General features: G+C 68.0%; 21 protein-coding genes. 18 read left to right on the forward strand and 3 right to left on the reverse strand.

Annotation, left to right across the window (positions count from 1 at the left end; genetic code table 11):
* The first annotated feature begins 20 nt into the window (after positions 1-20).
* From Q7W02_01380 to Q7W02_01450, 15 genes are all read left to right on the forward strand, one after another.
* Positions 21-1,121 carry a PrpF domain-containing protein gene (locus Q7W02_01380; protein MDO8474839.1) on the forward strand — a complete coding sequence of 367 codons (1,101 nt, stop codon included), beginning with the start codon at positions 21-23 and terminating at the stop codon, positions 1,119-1,121.
* Positions 1,121-2,101 carry an ABC transporter substrate-binding protein gene (locus Q7W02_01385; GenBank protein MDO8474840.1) on the forward strand — a complete coding sequence of 327 codons (981 nt, stop codon included), beginning with the start codon at positions 1,121-1,123 and terminating at the stop codon, positions 2,099-2,101. Before Q7W02_01380 ends, Q7W02_01385 begins: the two co-directional genes overlap by 1 nt.
* Entirely contained in the window at positions 2,101-3,114 is a 1,014-nt protein-coding gene (locus Q7W02_01390; GenBank protein MDO8474841.1) for an ABC transporter substrate-binding protein, read from the forward strand. The genes Q7W02_01385 and Q7W02_01390 overlap by 1 nt, the downstream gene beginning before the upstream one ends.
* Positions 3,114-4,112, forward strand: coding sequence for an ABC transporter substrate-binding protein (locus Q7W02_01395; GenBank protein MDO8474842.1), 999 nt, complete (start codon positions 3,114-3,116; stop codon positions 4,110-4,112). Before Q7W02_01390 ends, Q7W02_01395 begins: the two co-directional genes overlap by 1 nt.
* Positions 4,113-4,123: 11 nt before the next feature.
* Positions 4,124-5,752: an AMP-binding protein gene (locus tag Q7W02_01400; protein MDO8474843.1), complete on the forward strand. Its 1,629-nt coding sequence runs from the start codon at positions 4,124-4,126 to the stop codon at positions 5,750-5,752.
* Positions 5,753-5,796: 44 nt separating this feature from the next.
* Positions 5,797-6,780 (forward strand): ABC transporter substrate-binding protein, encoded by a 984-nt coding sequence (locus tag Q7W02_01405; GenBank protein ID MDO8474844.1) that lies wholly within the window; start codon positions 5,797-5,799, stop codon positions 6,778-6,780.
* Positions 6,781-6,853: 73 nt separating this feature from the next.
* Complete coding sequence (locus Q7W02_01410) at positions 6,854-7,996, forward strand: acyl-CoA dehydrogenase family protein (protein MDO8474845.1); 1,143 nt, start codon at positions 6,854-6,856, stop codon at positions 7,994-7,996.
* Between the two features lie 12 nt (positions 7,997-8,008).
* A complete protein-coding gene (locus Q7W02_01415; protein MDO8474846.1) occupies positions 8,009-9,043 on the forward strand; it encodes a methionine synthase in 1,035 nt (344 codons plus the stop codon).
* Between the two features lie 24 nt (positions 9,044-9,067).
* The gene (locus Q7W02_01420) at positions 9,068-10,348 is read left to right on the forward strand and encodes an ABC transporter substrate-binding protein (protein ID MDO8474847.1); all 1,281 of its coding nucleotides are present in this window, start codon (positions 9,068-9,070) and stop codon (positions 10,346-10,348) included.
* 115 nt (positions 10,349-10,463) lie between these two features.
* Positions 10,464-11,351: a branched-chain amino acid ABC transporter permease gene (locus Q7W02_01425; GenBank protein MDO8474848.1), complete on the forward strand. Its 888-nt coding sequence runs from the start codon at positions 10,464-10,466 to the stop codon at positions 11,349-11,351.
* Positions 11,348-12,307 carry a branched-chain amino acid ABC transporter permease gene (locus Q7W02_01430; GenBank protein MDO8474849.1) on the forward strand — a complete coding sequence of 320 codons (960 nt, stop codon included), beginning with the start codon at positions 11,348-11,350 and terminating at the stop codon, positions 12,305-12,307. The genes Q7W02_01425 and Q7W02_01430 overlap by 4 nt, the downstream gene beginning before the upstream one ends.
* Positions 12,304-13,209: an ABC transporter ATP-binding protein gene (locus Q7W02_01435; GenBank protein ID MDO8474850.1), complete on the forward strand. Its 906-nt coding sequence runs from the start codon at positions 12,304-12,306 to the stop codon at positions 13,207-13,209. Before Q7W02_01430 ends, Q7W02_01435 begins: the two co-directional genes overlap by 4 nt.
* 23 nt (positions 13,210-13,232) lie before the next feature.
* On the forward strand, positions 13,233-13,940 hold the full coding sequence (locus Q7W02_01440; GenBank protein ID MDO8474851.1) for an ABC transporter ATP-binding protein: 708 nt from the start codon (positions 13,233-13,235) through the stop codon (positions 13,938-13,940).
* The gene (locus Q7W02_01445) at positions 13,940-14,968 is read left to right on the forward strand and encodes a methionine synthase (protein MDO8474852.1); all 1,029 of its coding nucleotides are present in this window, start codon (positions 13,940-13,942) and stop codon (positions 14,966-14,968) included. Before Q7W02_01440 ends, Q7W02_01445 begins: the two co-directional genes overlap by 1 nt.
* A gap of 5 nt (positions 14,969-14,973) precedes the next feature.
* Entirely contained in the window at positions 14,974-15,507 is a 534-nt protein-coding gene (locus Q7W02_01450; protein ID MDO8474853.1) for a hypothetical protein, read from the forward strand.
* A 130-nt stretch (positions 15,508-15,637) separates the two neighbouring features.
* Here the strand turns inward: Q7W02_01450 and Q7W02_01455 are convergent, their stop codons facing one another.
* The gene (locus Q7W02_01455) at positions 15,638-17,920 is read right to left on the reverse strand and encodes a DUF2339 domain-containing protein (GenBank protein ID MDO8474854.1); all 2,283 of its coding nucleotides are present in this window, start codon (positions 17,918-17,920) and stop codon (positions 15,638-15,640) included.
* Positions 17,921-18,106: 186 nt separating this feature from the next.
* Between Q7W02_01455 and Q7W02_01460 the strand changes: the two genes are divergently transcribed.
* The gene (locus Q7W02_01460) at positions 18,107-20,866 is read left to right on the forward strand and encodes an adenylate/guanylate cyclase domain-containing protein (protein MDO8474855.1); all 2,760 of its coding nucleotides are present in this window, start codon (positions 18,107-18,109) and stop codon (positions 20,864-20,866) included.
* Between the two features lie 81 nt (positions 20,867-20,947).
* On the forward strand, positions 20,948-21,469 hold the full coding sequence (locus tag Q7W02_01465; protein ID MDO8474856.1) for a tetratricopeptide repeat protein: 522 nt from the start codon (positions 20,948-20,950) through the stop codon (positions 21,467-21,469).
* Here the strand turns inward: Q7W02_01465 and Q7W02_01470 are convergent.
* Positions 21,450-21,878 carry a PIN domain-containing protein gene (locus Q7W02_01470; protein ID MDO8474857.1) on the reverse strand — a complete coding sequence of 143 codons (429 nt, stop codon included), beginning with the start codon at positions 21,876-21,878 and terminating at the stop codon, positions 21,450-21,452. The two genes, Q7W02_01465 and Q7W02_01470, sit on opposite strands and share 20 nt — an antisense overlap.
* Positions 21,871-22,170, reverse strand: coding sequence for an AbrB/MazE/SpoVT family DNA-binding domain-containing protein (locus Q7W02_01475; protein ID MDO8474858.1), 300 nt, complete (start codon positions 22,168-22,170; stop codon positions 21,871-21,873). The genes Q7W02_01470 and Q7W02_01475 overlap by 8 nt, the downstream gene beginning before the upstream one ends.
* Before the next feature lie 185 nt (positions 22,171-22,355).
* Between Q7W02_01475 and Q7W02_01480 the strand changes: the two genes are divergently transcribed.
* Positions 22,356-22,550: a hypothetical protein gene (locus Q7W02_01480; protein ID MDO8474859.1), complete on the forward strand. Its 195-nt coding sequence runs from the start codon at positions 22,356-22,358 to the stop codon at positions 22,548-22,550.
* Positions 22,551-22,676 lie beyond the last annotated feature (126 nt).

Here is a 22,676-nt window from a genome sequence, read left to right on the forward strand (position 1 = left end):
GAGGGTAGGGTGAGGGGGCGATGACCCAAGCGCGCGTCCGCGCCGTCTACATGCGCGGCGGCACCAGCCGCTGCCTGGTCTTCCACGAGCGCGATCTGCCGCCGGCCGGCGTCGAGCGCGACTACATTCTGCTGGCGGCGCTCGGCAGCCCCGATCCCTACGGCCGCCAGCTCGACGGACTGGGCGGCGGCATCTCGTCGCTCTCCAAGGCCTGCATCATCGGCCCGACCACCCACCCAGGCGCCGACGTGGACTACACCTTCGCGCAGGTCGAGGTGGGCAAGGCGCACGTGGACTACACGGGCAACTGCGGCAACTGCTCCTCCGCCGTCGGGCCCTTCGCCATCGAGGAGCGCCTGATCCAGCCCATCGAGGGCGAGACGCTCGTGCGCATCCACAACACCAACACCAAGAAGCTCATCGTGGCGCGCGTGCCCGTGGCGGGCAGCGAGCCCGCCGTCCACGGCGACTTCGAGCTCCCCGGCGTGGCGGGCACGGGCGCGCGCATCGCGCTGGACTTCCTCGAGCCCGGCGGCGCGGGCACAGGCCGGCTCCTGCCGACCGGCAAGACACGTGAGATGGTCGAGGGCGTCGAGGCTTCGCTCGTGGACGCCTCCATCCCCATGGTCTTCGTCCGCGCCCGCGATCTCGGGCTCACCGGCACCGAGACGCCGCAGGCTGTGGACGGCGACAAGGCGCTCTGCGCGCGCCTCGAAAAGATCCGTGTCGCCGCCTCGCACCTCATGGGCATCCCGGGCAGCGCCGCCACGCCGAAGATCGCCATGGTCACGGCGCCTGTCGAGTACACGGCCCTCGACGGCTCGCGCGTCGGCCGCGAGCAGGCCGACGTCGTCGCTCGCGCCATCTCCATGGGCAACTGCCACCGCGCCTTCCCGCTCACCTCCTCCATGTGTCTCGCCGTAGCAGCGCGCATCGAGGGCACCCTGGTCCACGAGTGCTCGACTGCCAAGCCCGGCGCCGACGTGCGCCTCGGCCACCCGTCGGGCGTGCTGCCCCTCGACGCCGTCGTCGCCAAGCAGGCCGGCGAGTACCACGCCGAGCGCGTCACCGTCTACCGCACCGCGCGCCGCCTGATGGAAGGCTGGGTCCGCATCCCCTGATGGACCGCCGCGCGTTCCTAGGCCTCGCGGCAACCGGCGTGGTCGCGGCGCCCGGTGTCGCCCGCGCTCAACAGGCGGGCAAGGCCCACCGCATCGGCTTCCTGTCCCTGGGATCCGGCCCGGCCGCCCCGGTTGAGGCCTTTCGCGAGGGGCTGCGCGAGCTGGGCTATGTCGAAGGGCGCAACCTCACCATCGAGTACCGATGGGCGGCAGGCAAGGCGGGGCGCCTGCCGGAGATGGCGGCAGAGCTCGTGCGGCTCAAGGTGGAGGTCATCGTCGGGGTTACGACGCCGGTCATCGAGGCAGCCAAGCGCGCGACCAGTACCATCCCCATCGTCATGGCGGCGGTGGCCGATCCCGTCGGCAGCGGCCTCGTCGCCGGCCTCGCCCGCCCGGGCGGCAATGTCACGGGCCTGACCCTGATGTCCACCGAGCTCGTCGGCAAGCGGCTCCAGCTGGTGCGCGAGCTCCTCCCCAAGGCCACGCGGGTTGCGGTGCTCTCCTACCACGGTTATACCTCCGCCACGAGGCCCTACCTCGAGCAGATGCGGGCCGCGGCGCAGCAGATGGGGATCCAACTCGTCGTCCAAGAAGTGAACGAGGCTAGGGACCTGCCCGACGCCTTCACCGCCATGCAGCGCGAGCGGGCCCAGGCGCTCGACGTGCGGGCCAGCCCGTTCAGCACTGAAAACGCCAAGCGCATCGTGGAGCTGGCGGCGCAGCACCGCCTGCCCGCCATGTACGACGTTCGAAGCTTCGTGGAAGCGGGCGGGCTCGTCTCCTATGGGCCGAGCGGCCTCGAGATATTCCGCCGGGCCGCCTTCTACGTGGACAGGATCCTCAAGGGCGCCAAGCCCGCCGACCTGCCGATCGAGCAGCCCACGAAGTTCGAGCTGGTCATCAACCTGAGGGCGGCGAGGGCGCTCGGCCTGACCATCCCGCCGGCCCTGCTGGCGCGCGCGGACCAGGTGATCCAGTGATGGACCGGCGGGCATTCCTTGCTGGCACGGGTGCGGTGCTCCTTGCTGCGCCCCGCGCCGCCGAGGCGCAGAAGTCAGAGAAGAAGGCTCGCGTGGGAATTCTTGGCATCGGTCCAGCTCCGAGCCCACAGGAGCTGGCGAAGTCAGTCTCGACAAACCCGTTCTGGCTGTCGATGAGACAGCTCGGCTGGGTCGATGGCCAAAACATGGTCGTCGAGCGACGGTTCGGCGAATCAGCCGATCAGCTTCGCACAGGCGCCGCTGACCTCGTGCGCCTCAAGGTCGACGTACTGTTCGTTTCGGGCGCGGGCCTGGCAAAGATCCTTCAACTGGAAACGAAAACCATCCCCATCGTGGTCGGTCGCGCCGACAATGATCTTGTTGCCGCAGGACTCGTCGACAGCCTCGCAAGGCCTGGGGGCAATATCACAGGGTCACAGCTCCTCAACGATGATCTCATCCCAAAGCGTCTCGAGCTTCTCAAAGCGCTTGTACCGAATCTCTCAAAGGTCGCGCTCCTTCGAGAGGATGTCACAACCTCGGCACTCCCCCAGATACGCGCTCGGTTCGATGAACAGGTCGCGATCGCGGCTCGGAGCCTCGGCATAGAGGTTCATACGTTCATCGTGCGCCGAGCGGGGGACTTGGCTGCCGCTTTCCTCGGCATGAAGAAGAATCACGACCAGGGTGTAGTGGTGACGTCGCCAGCGTTTATGTTCGTGCATAGAAAGGCCATCGTCGATCTTGCGGCCGCGCATCGGATCGCCGCAGTCTATGACCTCCAGGTGTTTGTTGAGCCAGGTGGGCTCATGTCCTATGGAGTAAATGTTGCCGAGATGCAGCGACGTGCTGCGGTCTACGTGGACAAGATCCTCAAGGGGGCCAAGCCCGCCGACCTGCCTATCGAGCAGCCGACGAAGTTCGAACTGGTCATCAACCTCAAGACGGCGAAGGCGCTCGGCCTCACCGTCCCGCAGTCTCTGCTTTCGCGTGCCGATCAGGTGATCCAGTGATGGACCGCCGCGCGGTGCCCGGCTGTGCCGCCGCTGTTGTCGTCGCCGTCGTAGTCGCCTGCGGGTTCAGCTACGCGGCAGGGCAGTCGCGCGAATCCATGCCCCGCGTCGGCATGCTCACGCCGGCCCCGTCTGCGACAGCGAAGCCGTTGTGGGATGCGTTCCGCGAGGCGATGAAGGAGCTCGGCTATGTCGAGGGGAAGAGCGTCGTCTACGAGTACCGGTCGGCGGAAGGACAGCTCGATCGGCTCCCTCAACTGGCAGCCGAGCTGGTCAAGCTTCCGGTGAAGGTCATGGTGGTCGCGAACACTCCGGGCAACCTCGCGGCCAAGAATGCTACCGCGACCATACCCATCGTCATGGTGGGGGTCGGAGACCCCGTGCGGGTGGGGCTCGTCTCCAACCTGGGGAGGCCGGGCGGGAACATCACGGGGTTCACCACCCTCACCGGCCCGCTCACCGCCAAGCGGCTCCAGCTCCTCAAGGAGCTGGTCCCGACCGCCACACGCATCGGGCTCATCGGCAACCCCGGCGTCCCCAACACGCTGATCCAGATCCAGGACGCCGAGGCCGCCGCCCGTGAGTTGAAGGTTCAGCTCCGCGTCTTCACGGTCGAGGAAGCGGCGCAGCTCGAGCCCGCCTTCGAGGCGGCGCGGGGCTGGCGAGCTCAGGCCCTGATGCGCCTGGCCGAGCCGCTCCAGGCTTCCCTTCGGGCGCGGACGATCGAGCTTGCCGCCAAGACCCGGATCCCTGTGATGTACACGTCCCGGGCCGACGTGGAGGCGGGCGGGCTCATAGGGTATGGGGTCGAGCCCGTCGACACCTACAAGCGTGCCGCCGCCTACGTGGACAGGATCCTCAAGGGCGCTAAGCCCGGCGAGCTCCCCGTTCAGCAGCCCACGAAGCTGGAGCTTGGCGTCAACCTGAAGACCGCCGCGGCCCTGAACATCAAGATCCCTCAAGCCATTCTCGCGCGGGCCGACCAGGTGATCCAGTGACGGCGCGGAACATGACCGACTACGCGGCGACGATGCGGGACTTCCGCCTGGAAGTGCCCGCGCGCTTCAACTGGGCCTTCGACACCTTCGATGCGTGGGCGCGGGATCCCTCGAAGCTCGCGCTGCTCTGGGTGTCGGCCGACGGGCAGCCGCGGCGATTCACTTTCGCAGAGCTCGCCGAGCGCTCGAAGCGCTTCGCCAATGCGCTCGCGGGCCTCGGCGTCAAGCCTGGCGAGCGGGTCGTCGTCATGCTCCCGCGCGTCTATCAGTGGTGGGAGATCCTGCTGGGCTGCCTGCGCGCGCGCACCGTGTCCGTTCCCGGCACCACGCTCCTCACCACCAAGGACATCACCTATCGCCTCCAGGCCGCCGAGGCGAGCGTGGTCATCACCGACGAGGACAACACGCACAAGGTGGACCAGGTCCTGCTCGAGTGCCCGACGGTGAAGCACCGGATCGTGCTGGGGCGTGCAGGCGGAGGCTGGCAGGAGTACGAGCGACTGATGGGCCTCGCCTCGTCCGAAATGGCGCACCCGAGAAACGCGAGCGGCGACCCGATGATGGTCTACTTCACCTCGGGGACGACCGGCTTCCCGAAGATGGTGCTGCATACCCACGCGTCTTACCCCATCGGCCACATCATCACGGGCAAGTTCTGGCTCGACAACACGCCAGAGGACCTGCACTGGACGATCTCGGACACGGGCTGGGCCCAGGCCGCGTGGACTTCCTTCTTCGCGCCCTGGAACATGGGCGCGGCCATCTTCGTCTGGGACGCGCGCGGCAAGAAGTTCGACTCGCAGGAGACGCTCGCCATGTTCGAGCGCTTCCCCATCACGACCTTCTTCGCGCCGCCGACGGCCTATCGCATGATGGTCCAGGAGCCGCTCCGCAAGTACCGTTACCCGACGCTGCGCCACTGCATGGGCGCGGGCGAGGCCGTCAACCCCGAGGTGATCGAGGCCTGGCGCGAGGGCACGGGGCATCACATCTACGAGGGCTACGGTCAGACCGAGAGTGTGCTGGTGGCCGCGACCTTCCCGGCCACGCCGTGGAAGCCCGGCTCCATGGGCCCGGCCGCGCCGGGGCACCATCTCGCCATCGTGGGCGAAGAAGGGCGCGAGCTGCCGCGCGGCGGGGAGGGCGACCTCGCCATCCGCGTGAAGCCGGAGCGGCCCGTGGGCATGTTCCAGGAGTACTGGAAGAACGCGGAGGCCACCGCGAAATGCCACCGCGGCGACTGGTACATCACCGGCGACCGCGCGTCCATGGATGAGGAGGGCTATCTCTGGTTCGTCGGCCGCGCCGACGACGTGATCAACAGCGCGTCCTACCGCATCGGGCCGTTCGAGGTGGAGTCGGCCCTGGTGGAGCACGCCGCCGTCGCCGAAGCCGCCGTCATCGGCAAGCCGGACGCGCTCCGCGGCGAGATCGTCAAGGCCTTCGTGGTTCTCGCCCCCGGTCACACCGCCTCCGACGCCCTCGCCACCGAGCTCCAGGAGCACGTCAAGACGGTGACCGCGCCCTACAAGTACCCGCGCGAGATCGAGTTCGTCGCCGACCTGCCCAAGACCATCAGCGGCAAGATCCGCCGCACCGAGCTCCGCCAGATGGAGCGCGACCGGAGCAAGCCGCGATGACGCTCGCCCAGACTCCCTCTCCCTCGCTCTGGGAGAGGGCCGCGGTGAGGGTGCCGAGACTGCTCCTACTCGCCCTCATCTTCCTCGCGGCACCCCTCGGCGCCGAGGCGCAGCAGGCGGGGAAGGTGTGGCGGATCGGCTACCTTCAGACGTCGCCGCGGGAGGCCCAGCTCCACCTGATTCAAGCCTTCGAGGGTGGCCTCCGCGAGAGGGGTTACACGCCCGGGCGCGACATCGTGATCGAGTACCGCTTCGCAGATGGACGCGTCGAGCGGCTCCCCGAGCTGGCGGCCGACCTGGTCCGGCTCAAGGTGGACGTGATCGTCACCGGAGTCAACCCCAATACTATCGCTGCCAAGAAGGCGACGACCACGATCCCCATCGTGATGGCCGGCTCGTACAATCCGGTGGAAGATGGGCTTGTGGCGAGCCTGGCCCATCCTGGCGGGAACGTCACCGGCCTGACGCTGAATGCCGGCGCAGAGATCCAGACCAAGCGCCTGCAGCTTCTCAGAGAAATCAACCCCGAGCTCTCCCGCGTCGCCACCTTGTCGGGTATCGGCATGTCATACAACCCGTCTCAGGTGAGAGTCCTCGAGGATACGGGTCGCGGCTTGGGGATCACGATCCTGCCGGTCGAGTTCCGGGGGGCCGGCGATGTCGGAGATGCCTTCGCCAAAATCGGCCGTGCGCGGGTAGGTGGGCTCATCGTTTTTGGCGGCCCCCTCGTCCTCGAGCAGATGGCCAGAATCGCCAGCCTGGCGGTGAAGAGCCGACTCCCAGCCATCTTCAATGGCCGACAATACGCCCGCGATGGGGGCCTCATGTCGTACGGTGCGGACATTGCTGATCAGTGGCGGCGTGCCGCAGGGTACGTTGACCGCATCCTGAAGGGCGCCAAGCCCGCCGACCTGCCCGTCGAGCAGCCCACCAAGTTCGAGTTGGTCATCAACCTCAAGACCGCGAAGGCGCTCGGGCTCACGATCCCGCAGTCGCTGCTGCTGCGCGCCGACGAGGTGATCCAATGAGGCGCCCCCCTCACCCTGCCCTCTCCCCAGAGGGGAGAGGGATGCGGAGCCCGGAGGAAAGAGGCTAAGTCTGATGTTCACCGAAGAACACGGGATGCTGCGGAAGAGCGTGCGGGCCTTCGTGGAGAAGGAGGTCGCGCCGCACGTGGACGAGTGGGAGGAGGCGGGGCAGATCCCCAAGTCATTCTGGCGGCGGCTGGGGGAGCTGGGGTTCCTTGGGTTGGAGTTCCCGGTGGAGTACGGCGGGGCGGGCGGCGATTTCCTGTCGAGCGTGGTGCTGGGCGAGGAGATGGCGCGCTGCCGCTCGGGCGGCGTGGCCTTCAGCGTGCTGGTGCACACGGACATGTCCTCGCCCTGGCTCACACGCTACGGGACGGAAGAGCAGAAGCGGAAGTATCTCCCTGGCATCATCAATGGGGACACCGTGTGCGCGCTGGGCATCACCGAGCCTGGCACGGGCTCTGACATGGCAGCGCTCGCCACGCGTGCGGTGCGCAAGGGCGACCACTACCTCCTCACAGGCAGCAAGATCTTCATCACCAACGGCGTCTACGGCGACCTCTACTTCGTTGCGGCGCGGACGGCGCAGGGCACGCCCGAGCGGCGCCACGACGGCATCTCCATGTTCCTCGTCGAGCGCGGGCTGCCAGGCTTCACGGTCAGCCGCAAGCTCGACAAGATGGGCATGCGCGCCTCGGACACCGCAGAGCTGGCCTTCCACGAGTGCCCGGTGCCGGCGGAGAACCTGCTGGGCGTCGAGGGGCGCGGCTTCCAGCAGCTGGCGGCGGGGCTCCAGCGCGAGCGCATCATGGCTGCGGTGCTGGCCCTCTCCGGCGCTGCGCAGGCGCTGGAGGACACGATGGTCTATCTCCGAGAGCGCCAGGCTTTCGGCGAGCCGTTGAGCCGAAAGCAGGCGCTCCGGCACAAGGTGGCCGAGATGGGGACGGACATCGAAGCGGCGCGGCATCTGGTCTATCGCGCCGTGGCGTGCTACAAGGCGGGCGAGGACTGCATAACCGAAGTCTCCATGGCCAAGCTCTTCGCGACGGAGGTGGCCAACCGCGTGGCCTACCAGGCCGTCCAGATGCACGGCGGCTACGGCTACATGCGCGAGTTCCCGGTGGAACGGTTCTTCCGCGACGTGCGGCTCTGGACGATCGCGTCGGGAACCTCCGAAATCATGAAAGAGATCATCGCCAAGAGGCTGCTGACGTGAGGAGAACCTGACATGACCGCGAAGCTCCCGCTGCTGTACACCCACGTGATGGGCAGCCACGGCTTCCCCGGCTGGTTCTGGACCGCGCTCGACAAGATCAAGGCGGAGGAGTACGGGCAGACCGACGTCAGGGAGACCTTCGACGACGCGACACAGCTCGCGATCCGCGACCAGGAGCGGGCAGGGATCGACGTGATCTGCGACGGCGAGATGCGCCGCTTCTTCTTCGTCCAGAGCTTCTACGGCAAGATGGAAGGGCTGGAGGTCCTGGAGCCGCTGCGGAAGACCGGGCTCTACGCCTACGACAGCGTGCCGCGCTACCGGCCGACGCGGAAGATCACGGTACCCAAGGGCCTCGGCACGGTGGACGAGTTCAAGTACCTCAAGTCGCAGACCGACAAGCCGGTCAAGGCGACGTGCCCAGGACCCGTGACGCTGTCCATCCACGTCCAGACGCGGCCGGGCGACGCGTACAACAACGACCGCCTGGCGCTCTGCTGGGACCTGGTGCCGGCGGTCAACGCGGAGTTGAAGGCGCTCGCCGCGGCCGGCGCCGACTGGATCCAGGTGGATGAGCCCTCGGCCGCCATCGTGCCCGGCCAGGCGCCCGAGTACGTGAAGATGTTCAACGCCTGCGTGGAGGGCGTGAAGGCGAAGATCGGCTACCACGTCTGCTTCGGCAATCTCCTCTCGCGCCCGCGCGGCAAGCGGAGCTACCGCTGGATGTTCCCGGCGCTGCTCGAAACCAAGTGTCAGCAGTTCGTCTTCGAGTACGCCAACCGCGAGATGGCCGAGATCGAGATGTGGAAGGAGATCGGCGTGGACCGGGACATCGCCTGCGGAGTGGTTGACGTGAAGTCCTTTTACATGGAGACTCCGGAGGATATCGCGGAGCGGGTCCGCCTCTGCCTCAAGTACATCCCCGCCGAGCGGCTGTCGCTGATTCCCGACTGCGGGTTCTTCCCCGTGCCGCGGTGGGTGGCGTTCGAGAAGCTCAAGCGGCTGGCGGCCGGGGCCCAGTTGGCGCGCAAGGAACTGAAGGGCTAACTCTCAATGACGAGGGGGGGCATCATGGCGACAACGAGGCGCGAATTCCTCAAAGTGGCAGGCGGCGCGGCGGCCGCGGGCGCGGTCGGCTTCCCGGCGGTGGCGCGGGGTCAGGCGCGGCCCGGGGTGCCGTCCGACCCGGTCAAGATCGGCATCATCGCGATCCGCGCGGGCATCGCGGCGCCCGTCGGTACCGCCGGCCTGCGCGGGACGGAGTGGTGGGCCGAGCGCGTCAACAAGTCCGGCGGCATCCTCGGCCGCCAGGTCCAGCTGATCGTGGAGGAGGAATCCAACCCCAAGGACACCGTCGAGCGCTACCGCAAGCTCATCCTCCAGGACAAGGTCGAGGTGGTCATCGGCGGCATCTCCACGGGCGTGACGCTGGCTCTCGGGCCCGTCGCCGAGGAGATGGACACGCCGTGGCTCTCCTGGGACGGCACGACCCAGAAGGGCGTCGAGGAAACGATGCCGAATCCCAAGTGGGCCTTCAAGAGCGTGGACAACGAGGTCGAGGCCATCGTGGCCGGCACCCTCACGCCCAAGTACTTCAAGGGCGTCCAGACCATCGCCGGCATCAACAACGACTACTCCTACGGCCACGACTGCTGGGAGACCTACCAGGCCGTGCTCAAGAAGATGGGCATGAACGTCAAGCCGGTGCTGGAGCTGTTCCCGAAGCTCGGCGTGACGGACTTCACCTCACACATCGCCGCGATCCAACAGGCCAAGCCGGATCTGCTCATGACGTCGTTCTGGTCGGGCGACGCGACGATCCTCATGAAGCAGGCGGCGGCGGTCGGGCTCTTCAAGAACATGAAAGGCGTCTTCACCACGGCGGGCGGCGTCCACGACTCGCTCAAGAAAGAGTTCACGCCCGAGGGGCTCTTGCTGGGCTACAACACCATGTACTTCGACGACCCGAAGGGCTCGCCGCTGCTGAAGCAGTTCGTCCGCGAGTACAAGGCCAAGTACAACGAATACCCGGCCTACGAGTCCGACCACGCCTACTTCAACATCGAGTCGTACAAGGTCGCGGTCGAGAAGGCCTATGCGCAGACCAAGCAGTGGCCGACCAAGGCGCAGGTGGTCAAGGCGCTCGAGGGCGTTGAGGCCGAGTCGCTCTCGGGCACGCGTTCGTGGCGGCCGGACCACATTCAGATGTGCAACTTCTACCAGGGCTTGACGACCCACAAGAACAACTACGACTTCGTCACGATCAACCCCATCGAGGTCGTCTCCACCAAGACCGCGATGAAGCCCGCGGGCTCCAAGCTCCTCGACTGGATCAACGGCTGGAAGGTCTAATCTCCCACCCCCTCACCCTACCCTCTCCCCCTCGCGGGGGAGAGGGTGCCCGGTTCTCTCCCTCTCCCCTCTGGGGAGAGGGCCGGGGTGCGGGGAAGCCCCCTTCCCCCAGTCCATGACCGCGAACCTCGTGAACATCCTGATGGGCGGTGTGTTCCACGCCGCCATCCTCTTCCTGGTCGCCGCGGGGTTGCAGGTGGTCTTCGGCGTGCAGAAGATCTTCAACCTGGCGTGCGGCTCCTTCTACGCGCTGGGCGCGTACACCGGCGTCTCGGCCGTCGGGTACTTCACCGCGCATGGCGGGCCGCCGGCGCTCTTCATCATTCCGCTGGCGCTTGGCGGACTGGCGGTCGGCCTGGTGGGCGTCGTCGTCGAGCGCGGACTGCTTCGCTTCGTCTACGACCGCGACGAGACCTTCCAGCTCCTGCTCACCTTCGCGCTGGTGCTGATGCTGGAAGACCTGATTCGCATGACCTGGGGCACGGCACCTGTCTCGACCGGCGGGCTCTACCTCAACTACGGCCAGGCGCGGATCCTGGGCGCGACCGTGCCTGTCTACAACCTGATCGTCATCGCCGCGAGCCTCGCCATCGCGCTCGGCATCGGGTGGCTGCTCTCACGCACGGTTTTCGGGCGCATCATCCGCGCCGCCGCCGACAACCGCGAGATGGCCGAGGCGCTCGGCGTGGACATGCGATGGGTGTACGTGCGCGTCTTCACGCTGGGGACCATGCTGGGGACGCTGGGCGGCGCGCTCGTGATCCCGGCGACGGCGGCCATGAGCGAGATGGGCATCGAGCTGATCGTCGAGGCCTTCGCTGTCGTCGTGATCGGGGGGTTGGGCAGCATGCGCGGGGCTTTCGTCGGAGCCCTGGTTGTCGGCGTGCTCCGATCGGTCGCCATCTCCGTCTATCCCGAGCTCGAGATGCTGCTGATCTATCTCATCGTGATCGCAGTGCTCATCTGGCGACCGCGCGGGCTCTTCGGGACGGCTGCCGCGTGAGAACGCCCGTCGTCCTGTCGCTCGTGGGGATCGCCTTCCTCGGGCTTCCCGTCCTGGCGCCGACTTACTACGTCACGCTGATGCTGCCCTTCATGGCCTACGGCGTGGTCCTGCTCGGGCTGAACCTCCTCTTCGGCTACACGGGCCTCGTCTCCTTCGGCCACGCGCTCTTCATCGGCATCGGCGCCTACACCGGCGCGGTGCTGACAACTCATCTCGGCGTGCGCCACATGGAGCTGATCCTCCCGGCCGCCGCGCTCGCCGCCGCCGTCGTGGCGGCGCCCGTCGGCGCGCTCTGCGTCCGCTATGTCAAGATCTACTTCGGCATGCTGACGCTGGCCTTCGGCATGGTCTTCTATACTTTCTTGCTCAAGTTCTACAGGCTGACGGGCGGCGACGAGGGCATGCGCATGCTCCGCCCCTATCTCCTCGGCAGCGAGTGGTCGGGGTTCTCCAAGACGGCGTACCTGATCGGGCCGTACTACTACTTCTCTCTCGCGGTGCTCGTGCTCGCCACGCTCCTCATGTGGCGCATCGTCCGCTCGCCGTTCGGCCTGTGCCTGAAGACCATCCGCGACAACCCGCTCAAGGCCGAGAGCCTCGGCGTCAGCGTGCCGCGCTACCGCTGGTACGCCTTCATGATCTCGGCCGTCTACGCGGGCGTGGGCGGGGCGCTCCTGGCCACGCCGACGGGCAACGTGGACCCGACGCTCGCCTACTGGACGCACTCGGGCAATATCGTCTTCATGGTCCTGCTCGGCGGCTTCTCGTCCTTCTTCGGCCCGCTCCTGGGCGCCTTCGCCTTCATCTTCCTCCAGGACACCGTCATGTCGGTCTTCCCCTACTGGCGGCTCATCTTCGGCGCCGTGCTGGCCTTCATCGTGATCTTCGCCCCGGGTGGGCTCATGGGTCTCTTCGCGAGACGTCGCCGGCCGGTCGAGGTCTCTCGCGCGTGATCCTCGAGGCGCTGGATATCCGCAAGCTCTACGGCCCCTATGTGGCGCTCGACGGCGTGAGCCTGTCGATCCGCGAGGGCGAGTTCGTCTCTATCATCGGCCCGAACGGCGCCGGCAAGTCCACGCTCATCAACGTGCTGACGGGCGTCCTCCAGCCGAGCGCGGGCAGCGTGCGCTTCAAGGGCAAGGACATCGGCGGCATCGGGACAGTCGCGCTCACGCGGCTCGGCATGGCGCGGAGCTTCCAGCTGGTCCAGATTTTCCCCGAGCTGACGGTCCTCGAGACGCTCCAGGCCGCCGTCGTCTCGCGCCTCGGGCGCGGCGCCAGGCTCTTCGCCTCGCTCGCGGGCGACAGCCAGGTCCAGGCCGACGCGCTCGAGGTCGCCGCGCTCTTCAATCTCTCCGACAAGGCCCACGCCCTCGCGCGCGAGCTGCCCCAGGGCGACAAGAAGCTCCTCGACGTCGCCTCGGCTTTCGCGCTGCGGCCCGAGATCATCCTGCTGGACGAGCCGACGAGCGGCGTCAGCACGGCGGACAAGCACGCCATCATGGAGATCCTGGTGGGCGCGGCCAAGCGGATCGGGCTCCGCGCCATCATCCAGGTCGAGCACGACATGGACATCGTCTTCGGCTACTCGGACCGCATCATCGCGCTCCACCAGGGCAAGGTGCTCGCCGACGCGACGCCATCGCAAATCGAAGCCGACGCCAAGGTCGTAGACATGGTCGTCGGCAGGAGACGCTCCCCTCACCCTCCCCTCTCCCCAGAGGGGAGAGGGAATTCGGAACCCTCGCCTCCATTGGGGGAGAGGGAACCAGGTTCGGACCCCTCTCCCCCAAATGGGGGGGAGGGCCGCCGTTCGAGCCGAGACGCTCGCCTCGAGCGGGGAGGCGAGGGCTGAGATGGTGAGGGGGTAGGGCGCGTATGCTCATCGTCCAAGACATCGACGTGTTCATCCAGGCGAGCCACATCCTGCGGCGCGTGTCGCTGGAGGTGCGGGAGCGCGAGGTGGTCTGCCTCGTGGGGCGGAACGGCGCGGGCAAGACGACGACGCTCCGGACCATCATGGGCTACCATCGCCCCCGGGGCGGCGGCATCCGCTTCAACGACGTGCCGCTCCACGAGCGGCGCACTCACGAGATCGCGCGGCTGGGGCTGGGGTTCGCCCCGGAGGAGAGCGGCATCTTTCCCGATCTGACGGTGGCGGAGAACATCGAGATCTCGACGTGGACGCGCCCCGGCGGGCGACCCGCGGCGGAGCGGCTGGCCGCGGCTTACGAGATCTTCCCCGCGTTGAAGAAGTACATGACGCGGAAAGGCCCGGAGATGTCGGGTGGCGAGAGGAAGATGCTATCCATCGCGCGGGCGCTGGCGCTCGATCCGGACATGCTGCTGCTCGACGAGCCCTTCGAAGGGCTCTCGCCCGCCATCGTCCCCACGGTCGCCGCCGGCCTGGCCGAGATCACCCAGCGCGGCCACGCCATCCTGATCGCCGAATCGAACATCTACCACGTGCCGGACTTCGCCACGCGGCTCTACGTCATCGAGCGCGGCGAGATCATCTTCGCGGGCCGGCCGGACGACGTCCGGAGGGACGCCGCCGCCCTCCGCGCAATAGGAGGACACGCCTGATGGCCGCTCTCCCCCTCATCCCCTCCGCCGTCGTCGGCTCTCACGGCAAGCCCGGGTGGTGGTTCGCCACTGTCAAGAAAGTCGAGGCCGGCGACTACGGTCCCGGCGACCTGGACGAGATGTTCGACGACGCCGCCGACACCGCCATCCGCGACATGGAGAGGGCCGGCCTCGACATCATCACGGACGGAGAAGTCCGCCGCCTTGACGGCTACGTGGATTCCTACTACACGATCATGAAGGGCATCTCGCCCCTGCCCGTGCGCCGCAAGGCCGGACCCTGGGGCTACGACCAGCAGACGCGCTACGAGGCCGTCGGGCGCATCGAGACGCCAGAGGGCGGGCTCGGCATCGTCAAGGAGTTCGAGTATCTGAAGGCGCACACGTCGAAGGCGACCAAGGCGACCTGTGCGGGGCCGCTGACCTTCGGCTCGCGAATTCATCCAGGCAAGATGTACAAGGGCGTGGTGGACGTGGCGGAGCGCTTCGCGGAAATGATCAACGTGGAGCTGAAGGCTTTGGTGGCGGCGGGCGCGGACTTCATCCAGCTGGACGAGCCCGCGCGCGGGAACGTCTCGGGCGAGGAAATGGCGCGCCTCTTCAACATGGCGACCGAGGGCGTGAAAGCCAAGCTCGGCTTCCACATCTGCTTCGGCAACCGCTTCGGCCGCTCGCGCTTCGACCGGACGTATCGACCGTACTTCCCGGGCATCCTCAAGGCGCGCGCCGACCAGCTCGTCCTGGAGTTCGCCGGGCGCGAGTTCTCCGAGCTCGACCTCTGGAAGGAGTACGGCCAGGACCGCGAGCTGGGCGCCGGCGTCATCGACGTCAAGGGCTTCTACCCTGAGACGCCGGAGGACGTCGCCAAGCGCATCAAGCGCGTGCTCGCCGTCTGCAAGCCGGAGAAGCTCTACGTCAACCCCGACTGCGGCTTCGGCTGGTCACCCCGCTACATGTGCAACCAGAAGGTCCGCGCGCTGGCGGCGGGCGCCGTCCTGGCCCGCCAGGAGCTCCAGGGGAAGAAGTAGCCGCGGTGTCCGCCGCCTACACCTGGGGCACTGAGGAAGCGGAGAGGCGCCTCCCGTTCCCCTGCGACCGCTACCTGGAACAGGCCGAGGCCGCCTACTTCCGCGGGATCACCGTGCGGGCGCGGCCGGCGACGCTCTTCCGCTGGCTCTGCCAGATGCGCGTGGCGCCGTATTCCTACGACTGGATCGACAACGGCGGCCGTCGGAGTCCACGCACGCTCACGGATGGCCTGGAGGAGTTGGCAGTCGGCCAGTCCATGATGCGCATCTTCACCCTTGTCGACTTCGCGAAGGACCGGCACCTCACGCTCCGGATCAAGCACGGCACGGGCGCCTTCAACCTCTTCGGCGACCTGGCGATCACCTACCAGATCGTGCCCGAGACCGCGGAGCGCTGCCGGCTCCTCGTCAAGATCGTCACGCGCTACCCGCGCGGTCTCGCGGGCGCGCTCATGCGGTGGGGACTGCCCTGGGGCGACCTCGTGATGATGCGCCGCCAGCTTCTGAACTTTAAAGCCCTGGCTGAAGAAATGTCCTAGCCGGCTAACGCCCGAGCCGTAGATCGGGGTCAGGTCTTGCAATCCGACATCACAGACCGACAGCGACTGACAGACCGGGCAAAGACCGGTACAGCAATGTGTGAATGCAAGACCTGACCCTGCCTTCCCCTTACGCTTCGATTCGAGGACTTTCGGGCGCGGCGGGACGGCGGCTGGCTTTCTGGTACATGAGGCCGACGAGGAGCAGGACGACGCCGAGGACGAGCAGGGAGAGCATCCGGTACGCCGTCTTGACCGAGGCCATGTCCACGAAGAAGACCTTCACGATGGTCAGCCCGAAGAGGCAGAGGGCCGCGTAGCGGAGCGCCACCGAGCGCCGGAGAAAGCCCCACGCGAGCGTTGCGGCGGCGTAGGCGGTCCAGAGCAGCGAAAGACCGAGCTGCATCCGCCATCGGAGCTCGCTCGCTCTCGCGGACTGGCCCGGCGCGCGCATGTCCTTGATGGCGACGTCGAGGTACCGCGTCCACGCCTGGCTCAGCACGAAGAGCAGCACCACGGCCGCCGTTCCCGACAGCGCGCGCCCGACGGGATCGGCGTAGCGAGAGGCGCCCGAGGCGGCCAGGCCGGCGCCCGCTACGGCCAGCACGACGCAGGCCAGCACCCGCATGAGCGTGTAGATGTTCACGAGCTGCTCGGCGGAGGCGCGAGCCATCGTGTCGTCGGCGCCGAGCGTGCGCACGAGCACGGTGAAGGCCGCGAGCGGCACGGCGACGACGAAGGCTGGCGACGGCGCCACGCGCACGAGGAACCCAAGCACCAGCAGTTGGGCGATCAAAAGCCCGGCGGGCCAGAGTCCCTGCGGCTCGCGCCAGAGCAGGACCGAGAGCGTCAGCGAGGCCATCACCCACAGCGTGCTCCGGAGCCCCTCGCGGCTCAGCCTGAGCAGCTGGCCGGGCCGGAGCGCCAGCGCCAGCTGGCCCGCCAGCACGATGGCGGCCACGGTCAGCAGGTGCGCGAGGTAGGTCGGGTTCCACACGGGCGTCCAGTACGCCGAGCCCCACTTGTCGACGCCAACGACGCGGAACGCCGCGAGGAAGAGCGCGAGCGTGCCGCCCCACGCGGCCACGGGCGTGACCAGCCGCGGCGCGACGGAAAGAAGCACGGCGCCCTCGGCGGCCCACGCGAGCGTGATCCACGGGCCCTTGAGCGCAAGCGGCATGGCAAGCGTGAGGAAGACGCACGCCACGCCCATGAGCACGCCCACTGTCTCGTCGTCGTCCGAGACGCGGCGGCGGTAGAAGCCGGCGAGCGCGGTGTAGAGGATCGCCAGCGCCATGGCCGCCGGCGCCTCGAGCAACGGCCACCAGGCCTCCAGCGTCACGTAGACGGCCCAGAAATAGCCGGCCGCCGTGCCCGCGACGAACAAGAGATCCACCTCGTCGATTCGCCCTCGGTGCCCCCACGCGCGGGCGAGCGGCGTCAGGAGGAAGAGCAGGAAGAGCGCGGAGAGCAGGACGAGCCGCGCCACGGGATACGGCGCGTCGGCGTAACGCAGGAAGGTCGGCGCCAGGAGCAACACGGTGCCGGCCCAGGCCAGGCGATTGAGCGCCGTCCAGGTGCGGAAGCGCGCGATGGCCAGCACGAGAAGGTCGAGGACGACGAGGTAGCCCAGCAGGACGCGCTCGTTGGGCTCCGGCTGCGCAAGCAGCACCGGTGTCAGGAGTCCGCCCAGGAGCGCCAGCACCGCCGTCACCTGGCGCTCGGAGACGACGGCGACCCCGCTACCCAGCACGGTGACGATGAACATCAGGCCGAAGGCGGCGCCGGCCGGGAGGAGGCCGTAGTAGGCGTAGCCCGCGTAGAGCGAGAGGTAGCAGAGGCCGAGCCCCAGCCCTGAGAGCCCTTCCGACAGATACGGCACGTCACGGCGGCGGTGGAGCGCAAGTCCCGCGGTGAGGAGCGTGATACCCGCCGACATACCCAGACCCAAGCGGGCGCGTGGGCCGATCAGGTTGTTCTCGATGGACCACTTCACGAAGAAGGACGCGGCCAAGAGGATGGCGACCACGCCGACCCAGGTGGTCCAGCGCGCGCCGATGCGCTGCTCGAGGTCGAGCCTCGGCGCGGGCGCGGGCGGTGGCGCGGTGGCGTGGACGGCCGCGCCCTGAACGGCCGCGGCGGCCGCGCTCCATGCGGGAGACGGCAAGGGTTCGTGAGCCGACGGAACGGGCGCCGTCGGAGCGGGAGCGGGCGGGGCTTCAGGCTGGGGCTGGACGCCGTCGCGCTGCTGCTCGAGCGTCCAGACGCGATAGAGCAGGTCGCGGACCCGCTCCTCGAGCCCGGCGATCCGCTCCGCCGGCGTCGGCTGGCCCGGCCGGGGCTGGCCGTCGCGCAGCGCCTTGAGCGCCACGAACAGCGCGGCCACCGCAAGAATGAAAATCAGAAACGACATCCTGCCAGGAGCCTACACCAAGCGGGACAATTCCTCGGCCTCATTTCCGTTCCTCGACCTCGTTTCCGTCCGTCCGGAGACCGCTCGACGTCCGGGCCACACTCGGGGCATGTTCCTTGACCGCCTTCCCCGCGCGGGCTACTGTTTGCGCACGTTCCGACCGACCCGCCAGGTGGAGGCGACGGCATGAAGTGCTCCCGGTGCCAGCATGAGAACGCTTCCGAGGCGAGGTACTGTAACGCCTGCGGCGTCCGCCTCGATCTGACCTGCCCGTCCTGCGGCCACGGCAACGCTCCCAGCAGCCTCTTCTGCAACCAGTGCGGTCACGCCCTCAACGGGTCCGGCTCGGCAGCGAGCGCGCAGCGTTTCGTATCACCTGAGTCCTACAGCCCCAAGCATCTCGCGGAGAAGATTCTGACCTCGAAGGCCGCCCTGGAGGGCGAGCGGAAGCAGGTCACGGTCCTCTTCGCCGACCTCAAGGGCTCCATGGAGCTGCTCGCCGACCGTGATCCCGAAGAGGCGCGCAAGATTCTCGATCCCGTCCTCACGCTGATGATGGACGCCGTCCATCACTACGAGGGCACCGTGAATCAGGTGATGGGCGACGGCATCATGGCGCTCTTCGGCGCGCCGCTCGCCCATGAAGATCACGCCGTGCGGGCGTGCTATGCCGCGCTGCGCATGCAGGAGTCCGTCGCGCAGTACGCGGAGGGTGTCCTCCGCTCGCAGGGCGTGCCCATCCAGATCCGCGTGGGGCTCAACTCCGGCGAGGTGGTCGTCCGCGCCATCGGGTCCGATCTGCACATGGATTATACGGCGGTCGGTCAGACGACCCACCTGGCCGCCCGCATGGAGCAGATGGCGACGCCCGGCACGATCCTGCTCGCCCCCGCGACACTCCAGCTCGCCGAAGGCTACGTGCAGGTCGCCGCCCGTGGGCCGGTCGCGGTCAAGGGCCTGCCGGACCCCGTGGAGATCTACGCGCTCACCGGAGCGAGCGCGCAGCGGACCCGGCTCCACGCGGCCGCCGCGCGGGGACTGACGCGGTTCGTCGGCCGAGCCGCCGAGATCGAGCAGATCCGCCGGACGCTCGCCCTCGCGGACGACGGGCGCGGCCAGCTCGTCGCCGTCGTGGGGGAACCCGGTGTGGGGAAGTCCCGCCTCGTCTACGAGTTCACCCACTCCCACCGGACTCAGGACTGGCTCATCCTGGAAGCGGGCTCGGTGTCCTACGGCAAGGCGACCAGCTACCTGCCCGTCATCGACCTCCTCAAGAGCTACTTCAAGGTGCACGAGCGCGAGACCCACCGCGAGATTCGCGAGAAGGTGACCGGCAAGCTCCTCACGCTGGATCGCACCCTCGAGCCGATCCTGCCCGCCTTGCTGGCCCTCCTCGATGTGCCTGTCGATGACGCCCACTGGCAGGCGCTCGATCCCGCCCAGCGCCGGCAGCGCACCCTCGACGCCGTCAAGCACCTCCTGCTCCGGGAGAGCCAGGGGCAACCGGTGTTCGTGGTCTTCGAGGACCTGCACTGGATCGATGCCGAGACGCAGGCCGTGCTCGACGGCCTGATCGAGAGTCTGCCCACGGCCAGGGTCCTCCTGCTGGTCAACTACCGGCCCGAGTACCAGCATGGCTGGGTGAGCAAGACCTACTACAGCCAGCTCCGCCTCGATGCGCTCCCGCCCGAGAGTGCGGGCGAGCTGCTGAGCGCCCTCCTGGGCGACGACCCGGCGCTGGAGCCCCTCAAGCGACTGCTGGTCAGACGCGGGAACCCCTTCTTCATCGAAGAGAGCATCCGGACGCTGGTGGAGACGCAGGCACTCACCGGGGAGCGCGGCGCGTATCGTCTGACCCGGCCGATCCAGGCGATCGAGGTCCCGGCGACCGTGCAGGTGATCCTGGCGGCCCGGATCGACCGGCTCCCGGCAGAAGACAAGCAGCTGCTCCAGACGGCCTCGGTCATCGGCAAGGACGTGCCCTTCGTGCTCCTCCACGCCGTGGCGGAGGCGGCGGAGGATGCGGTGCAGCGGGGGCTCACGCATCTGCAGGCGGCCGAGTTTCTCTGCGAGACGAGCCTCTTCCCCGACCTTGAGTACACGTTCAGGCACGCTCTCACCCACGAGGTCGCCTACGGAGGCCTCCTTCACGATCGCCGCCGGGAGATCCACGCGGCCATCGGCGAGGCCATGGAGCACCACTACGCCGGCCGCCTGAGCGAGCAGGCGGAGCGGCTAGCGCATCACTCGGTGCGAGGGGAAGCGTGGGAGAAGGCAGTAACCCACCTCTGGCAGGCGGGACGAAATGCTAGAGCCCGGTCGGTATACCGGCAGGCGGTGGCCTTCCTCGAGCAGGCGGTGGAGATCCTCACGCGGCTGCCCGACACCGCCGAGAATGCGGCTCTCCGCATTGACCTCGTCTGCCGCGACCTGTCGGATCCTCTCGTGATTCTCTCCCAATACCCGCAGCTCCTCGAGCATCTGCGCGCCGCCGCGCTCCTCGCCGAGAAGGTCGGTGACCGCGCGAGACTTGCCGACGTGCTGGCGCGGACTGTCGGACCCCTGCGCGCGACCGGCCAAGACGATCACGCGGTGGAAATTGGTGAGAGAGCCCTTGCCCTTGCGAAGGAAGTCGGTGACGCTCGGTCGAATGCGCTCGCCGGAATGGAGCTAAGCTCCGTTCACTTCATCAGAGGCGACACGCGTCTTGCCGAGGCCCTGCTGACGCAGGCTTTGCTCGCGCTCGACTCCCTGCCGGCGGGAACCGGTGACCCCGATAGCGTTTGGCTCCGGCGCAGGATCCTGGAGAACCTCGTTCGGGTGCTGACCACGACCGGGCGGTACCAGGAAGCCGTCCGGCGCGGGGAAGAGGCCCTGCGCATGGCGGAGGACCTGGGTCACTCTGCCCCCATTGCGTGGACGCTCGGTCGGCTGGGTCGTGTCTAATGCTGTCGCGGTGATGTGAACAGGGCCATCGACCTGTGCACACGAAGCCTCGCGCTCGCCCGAGAACGGGGAGTCCACAACGTGATTCAATGGTCCTCCGCCTCCCTGGGTGTGGCTTACACGCTCGACGGTCGCACCACGGAGGCTGTCGCTCTGCTCGAGGAGGCGGTCGCGGCTGGAGAGTCGACGAGCAGCCTGGATCCTTACACGCTGGTCTCACTGGGACAGGCCTACCTGTCGGCCGGGCGCTCGGAGGACGCCTCGAGGTGCGCGCGGGAAGCCCTTGACATGTGTCACCAGCGGACCAGGCGCGAAGTGGAGGCCGACGCCCTCCACCTGATCGGCGACCTGGCCGCCCGGCGGGAGCCGCCCGCCTCCGAGGAAGCCATGGCGCATTACCGTCAGGCCCTTGCCCTGGCCGACGAGCTCGGCATGCGCCCGCTCGTCGCCCATTGCCATCTCGGCCTCGGCAAGCTCTACCAGCGCACCGGCAAGCGGCAGGAGGGGCACGAGCACCTCACCATCGCGACAACGCTGTACGGCGAGATGGACATGCGCTTCTGGCTGGAGCAGGCGGAGGCGATCATGGGTGCACTTCCGTGAGGAACTGCCGTGGCGTCATGACCCGGAGCGGCAGCCGGGCGCGCCGATTAATCCAGCGTCCGAAGTGCGCCACGTCGCCCGTCACGAAGTGGGTGGCGTGGGCGACGATTGCCACCGCGAGGAGTGGCCGATCCTTCGAAGACAGCTCCGGAGGCGTCAGGCGCTCGACGTCGGCCGGCGCCGCCTCTCTGACGACGCGAACGGCGGTAAGGCTCCTCCGTAGGGTGGGCAGCGCCGCCGGTCGCTTCGCCTCGAAATTCCTTTCGGCCTCGACGATCGCAAGGGGCGAGGTCAGGAGCGTGACGCGGCCGGCCGCTCCCAGCTCGATCAGGAGCGGCGAGAGGCCGTCCGGGCTGTATGCGGCGGTGAAGAGAATGTTGGCGTCGAGGAAAACACGGAGGTCAGCCACGACTGCGACGGCGCCGCACGCCCGCCTTCAGGCCCCAGCGCCGGCGGAGCGCCGCCCGCTCACGCGGGTTGGCGCGATCCGCCCCGACCAGGCGCTCGATCTCCTCGTCGGAATAGAGCGAGACTGGGGTCACCGCAGCGGGATCCAGGACGATCTTCCCGGCCTCCTCCCGCAGCAGCAGGACGGAGCCTGGGGCGAGCCGCAGGCGTGCGCGCACGGGTTTGGGCAAGGTGATCTGGCCCCGCGGAGAGACGATCAGGGTCGTCGTCGTGCCAGGCGTGCGAGAAGCCATCGATCCACCTCCAGCATCATATTAGCAGAATTTCTGCAATTCCGCCGGTCAGGAAGTGCGGGGCCTGTCGTGACTCCGGCATGAAGTGCCTCCGGTGCCAGCACGAGAACCCACCGCAGTCGCGCTTCTGCTTCGAGTGCGGCGCCCCCCTCGCCCCGCACACCCGAGTGACTCGGGCGGGGGCCATGCCAGCGAGCGCGTTGCGGCACAAGCACGTGCAGCTCGATCAGAGGAAGCTCGATCGCGCGCGACGAGCGCTTGGAGCGCGGACGGAGACGGAGACGCTCGACCGCGCGCTCGACCTCGTGGTGACGGAGGCCGACATCGACCACGCGCTCCGGGCGGGGCGCGGGAAAGGCAAGTTCCGCCGCGTCTTCTGAGATGCAATGCGAGAGACTTCGCCGCGATTCGCGAGGTCCGACGCTTCAAGCTAACCGTCGTGCCGGCGTGAGAGTCTGACGAGCCGGTCCATCGTCTCGCATGGCCTCGCCGCGCGCGCGCTATAA

It is taken from the genome of Candidatus Rokuibacteriota bacterium, from assembly GCA_030647435.1.
GTDB lineage: Bacteria > Methylomirabilota > Methylomirabilia > Rokubacteriales > CSP1-6 > AR37.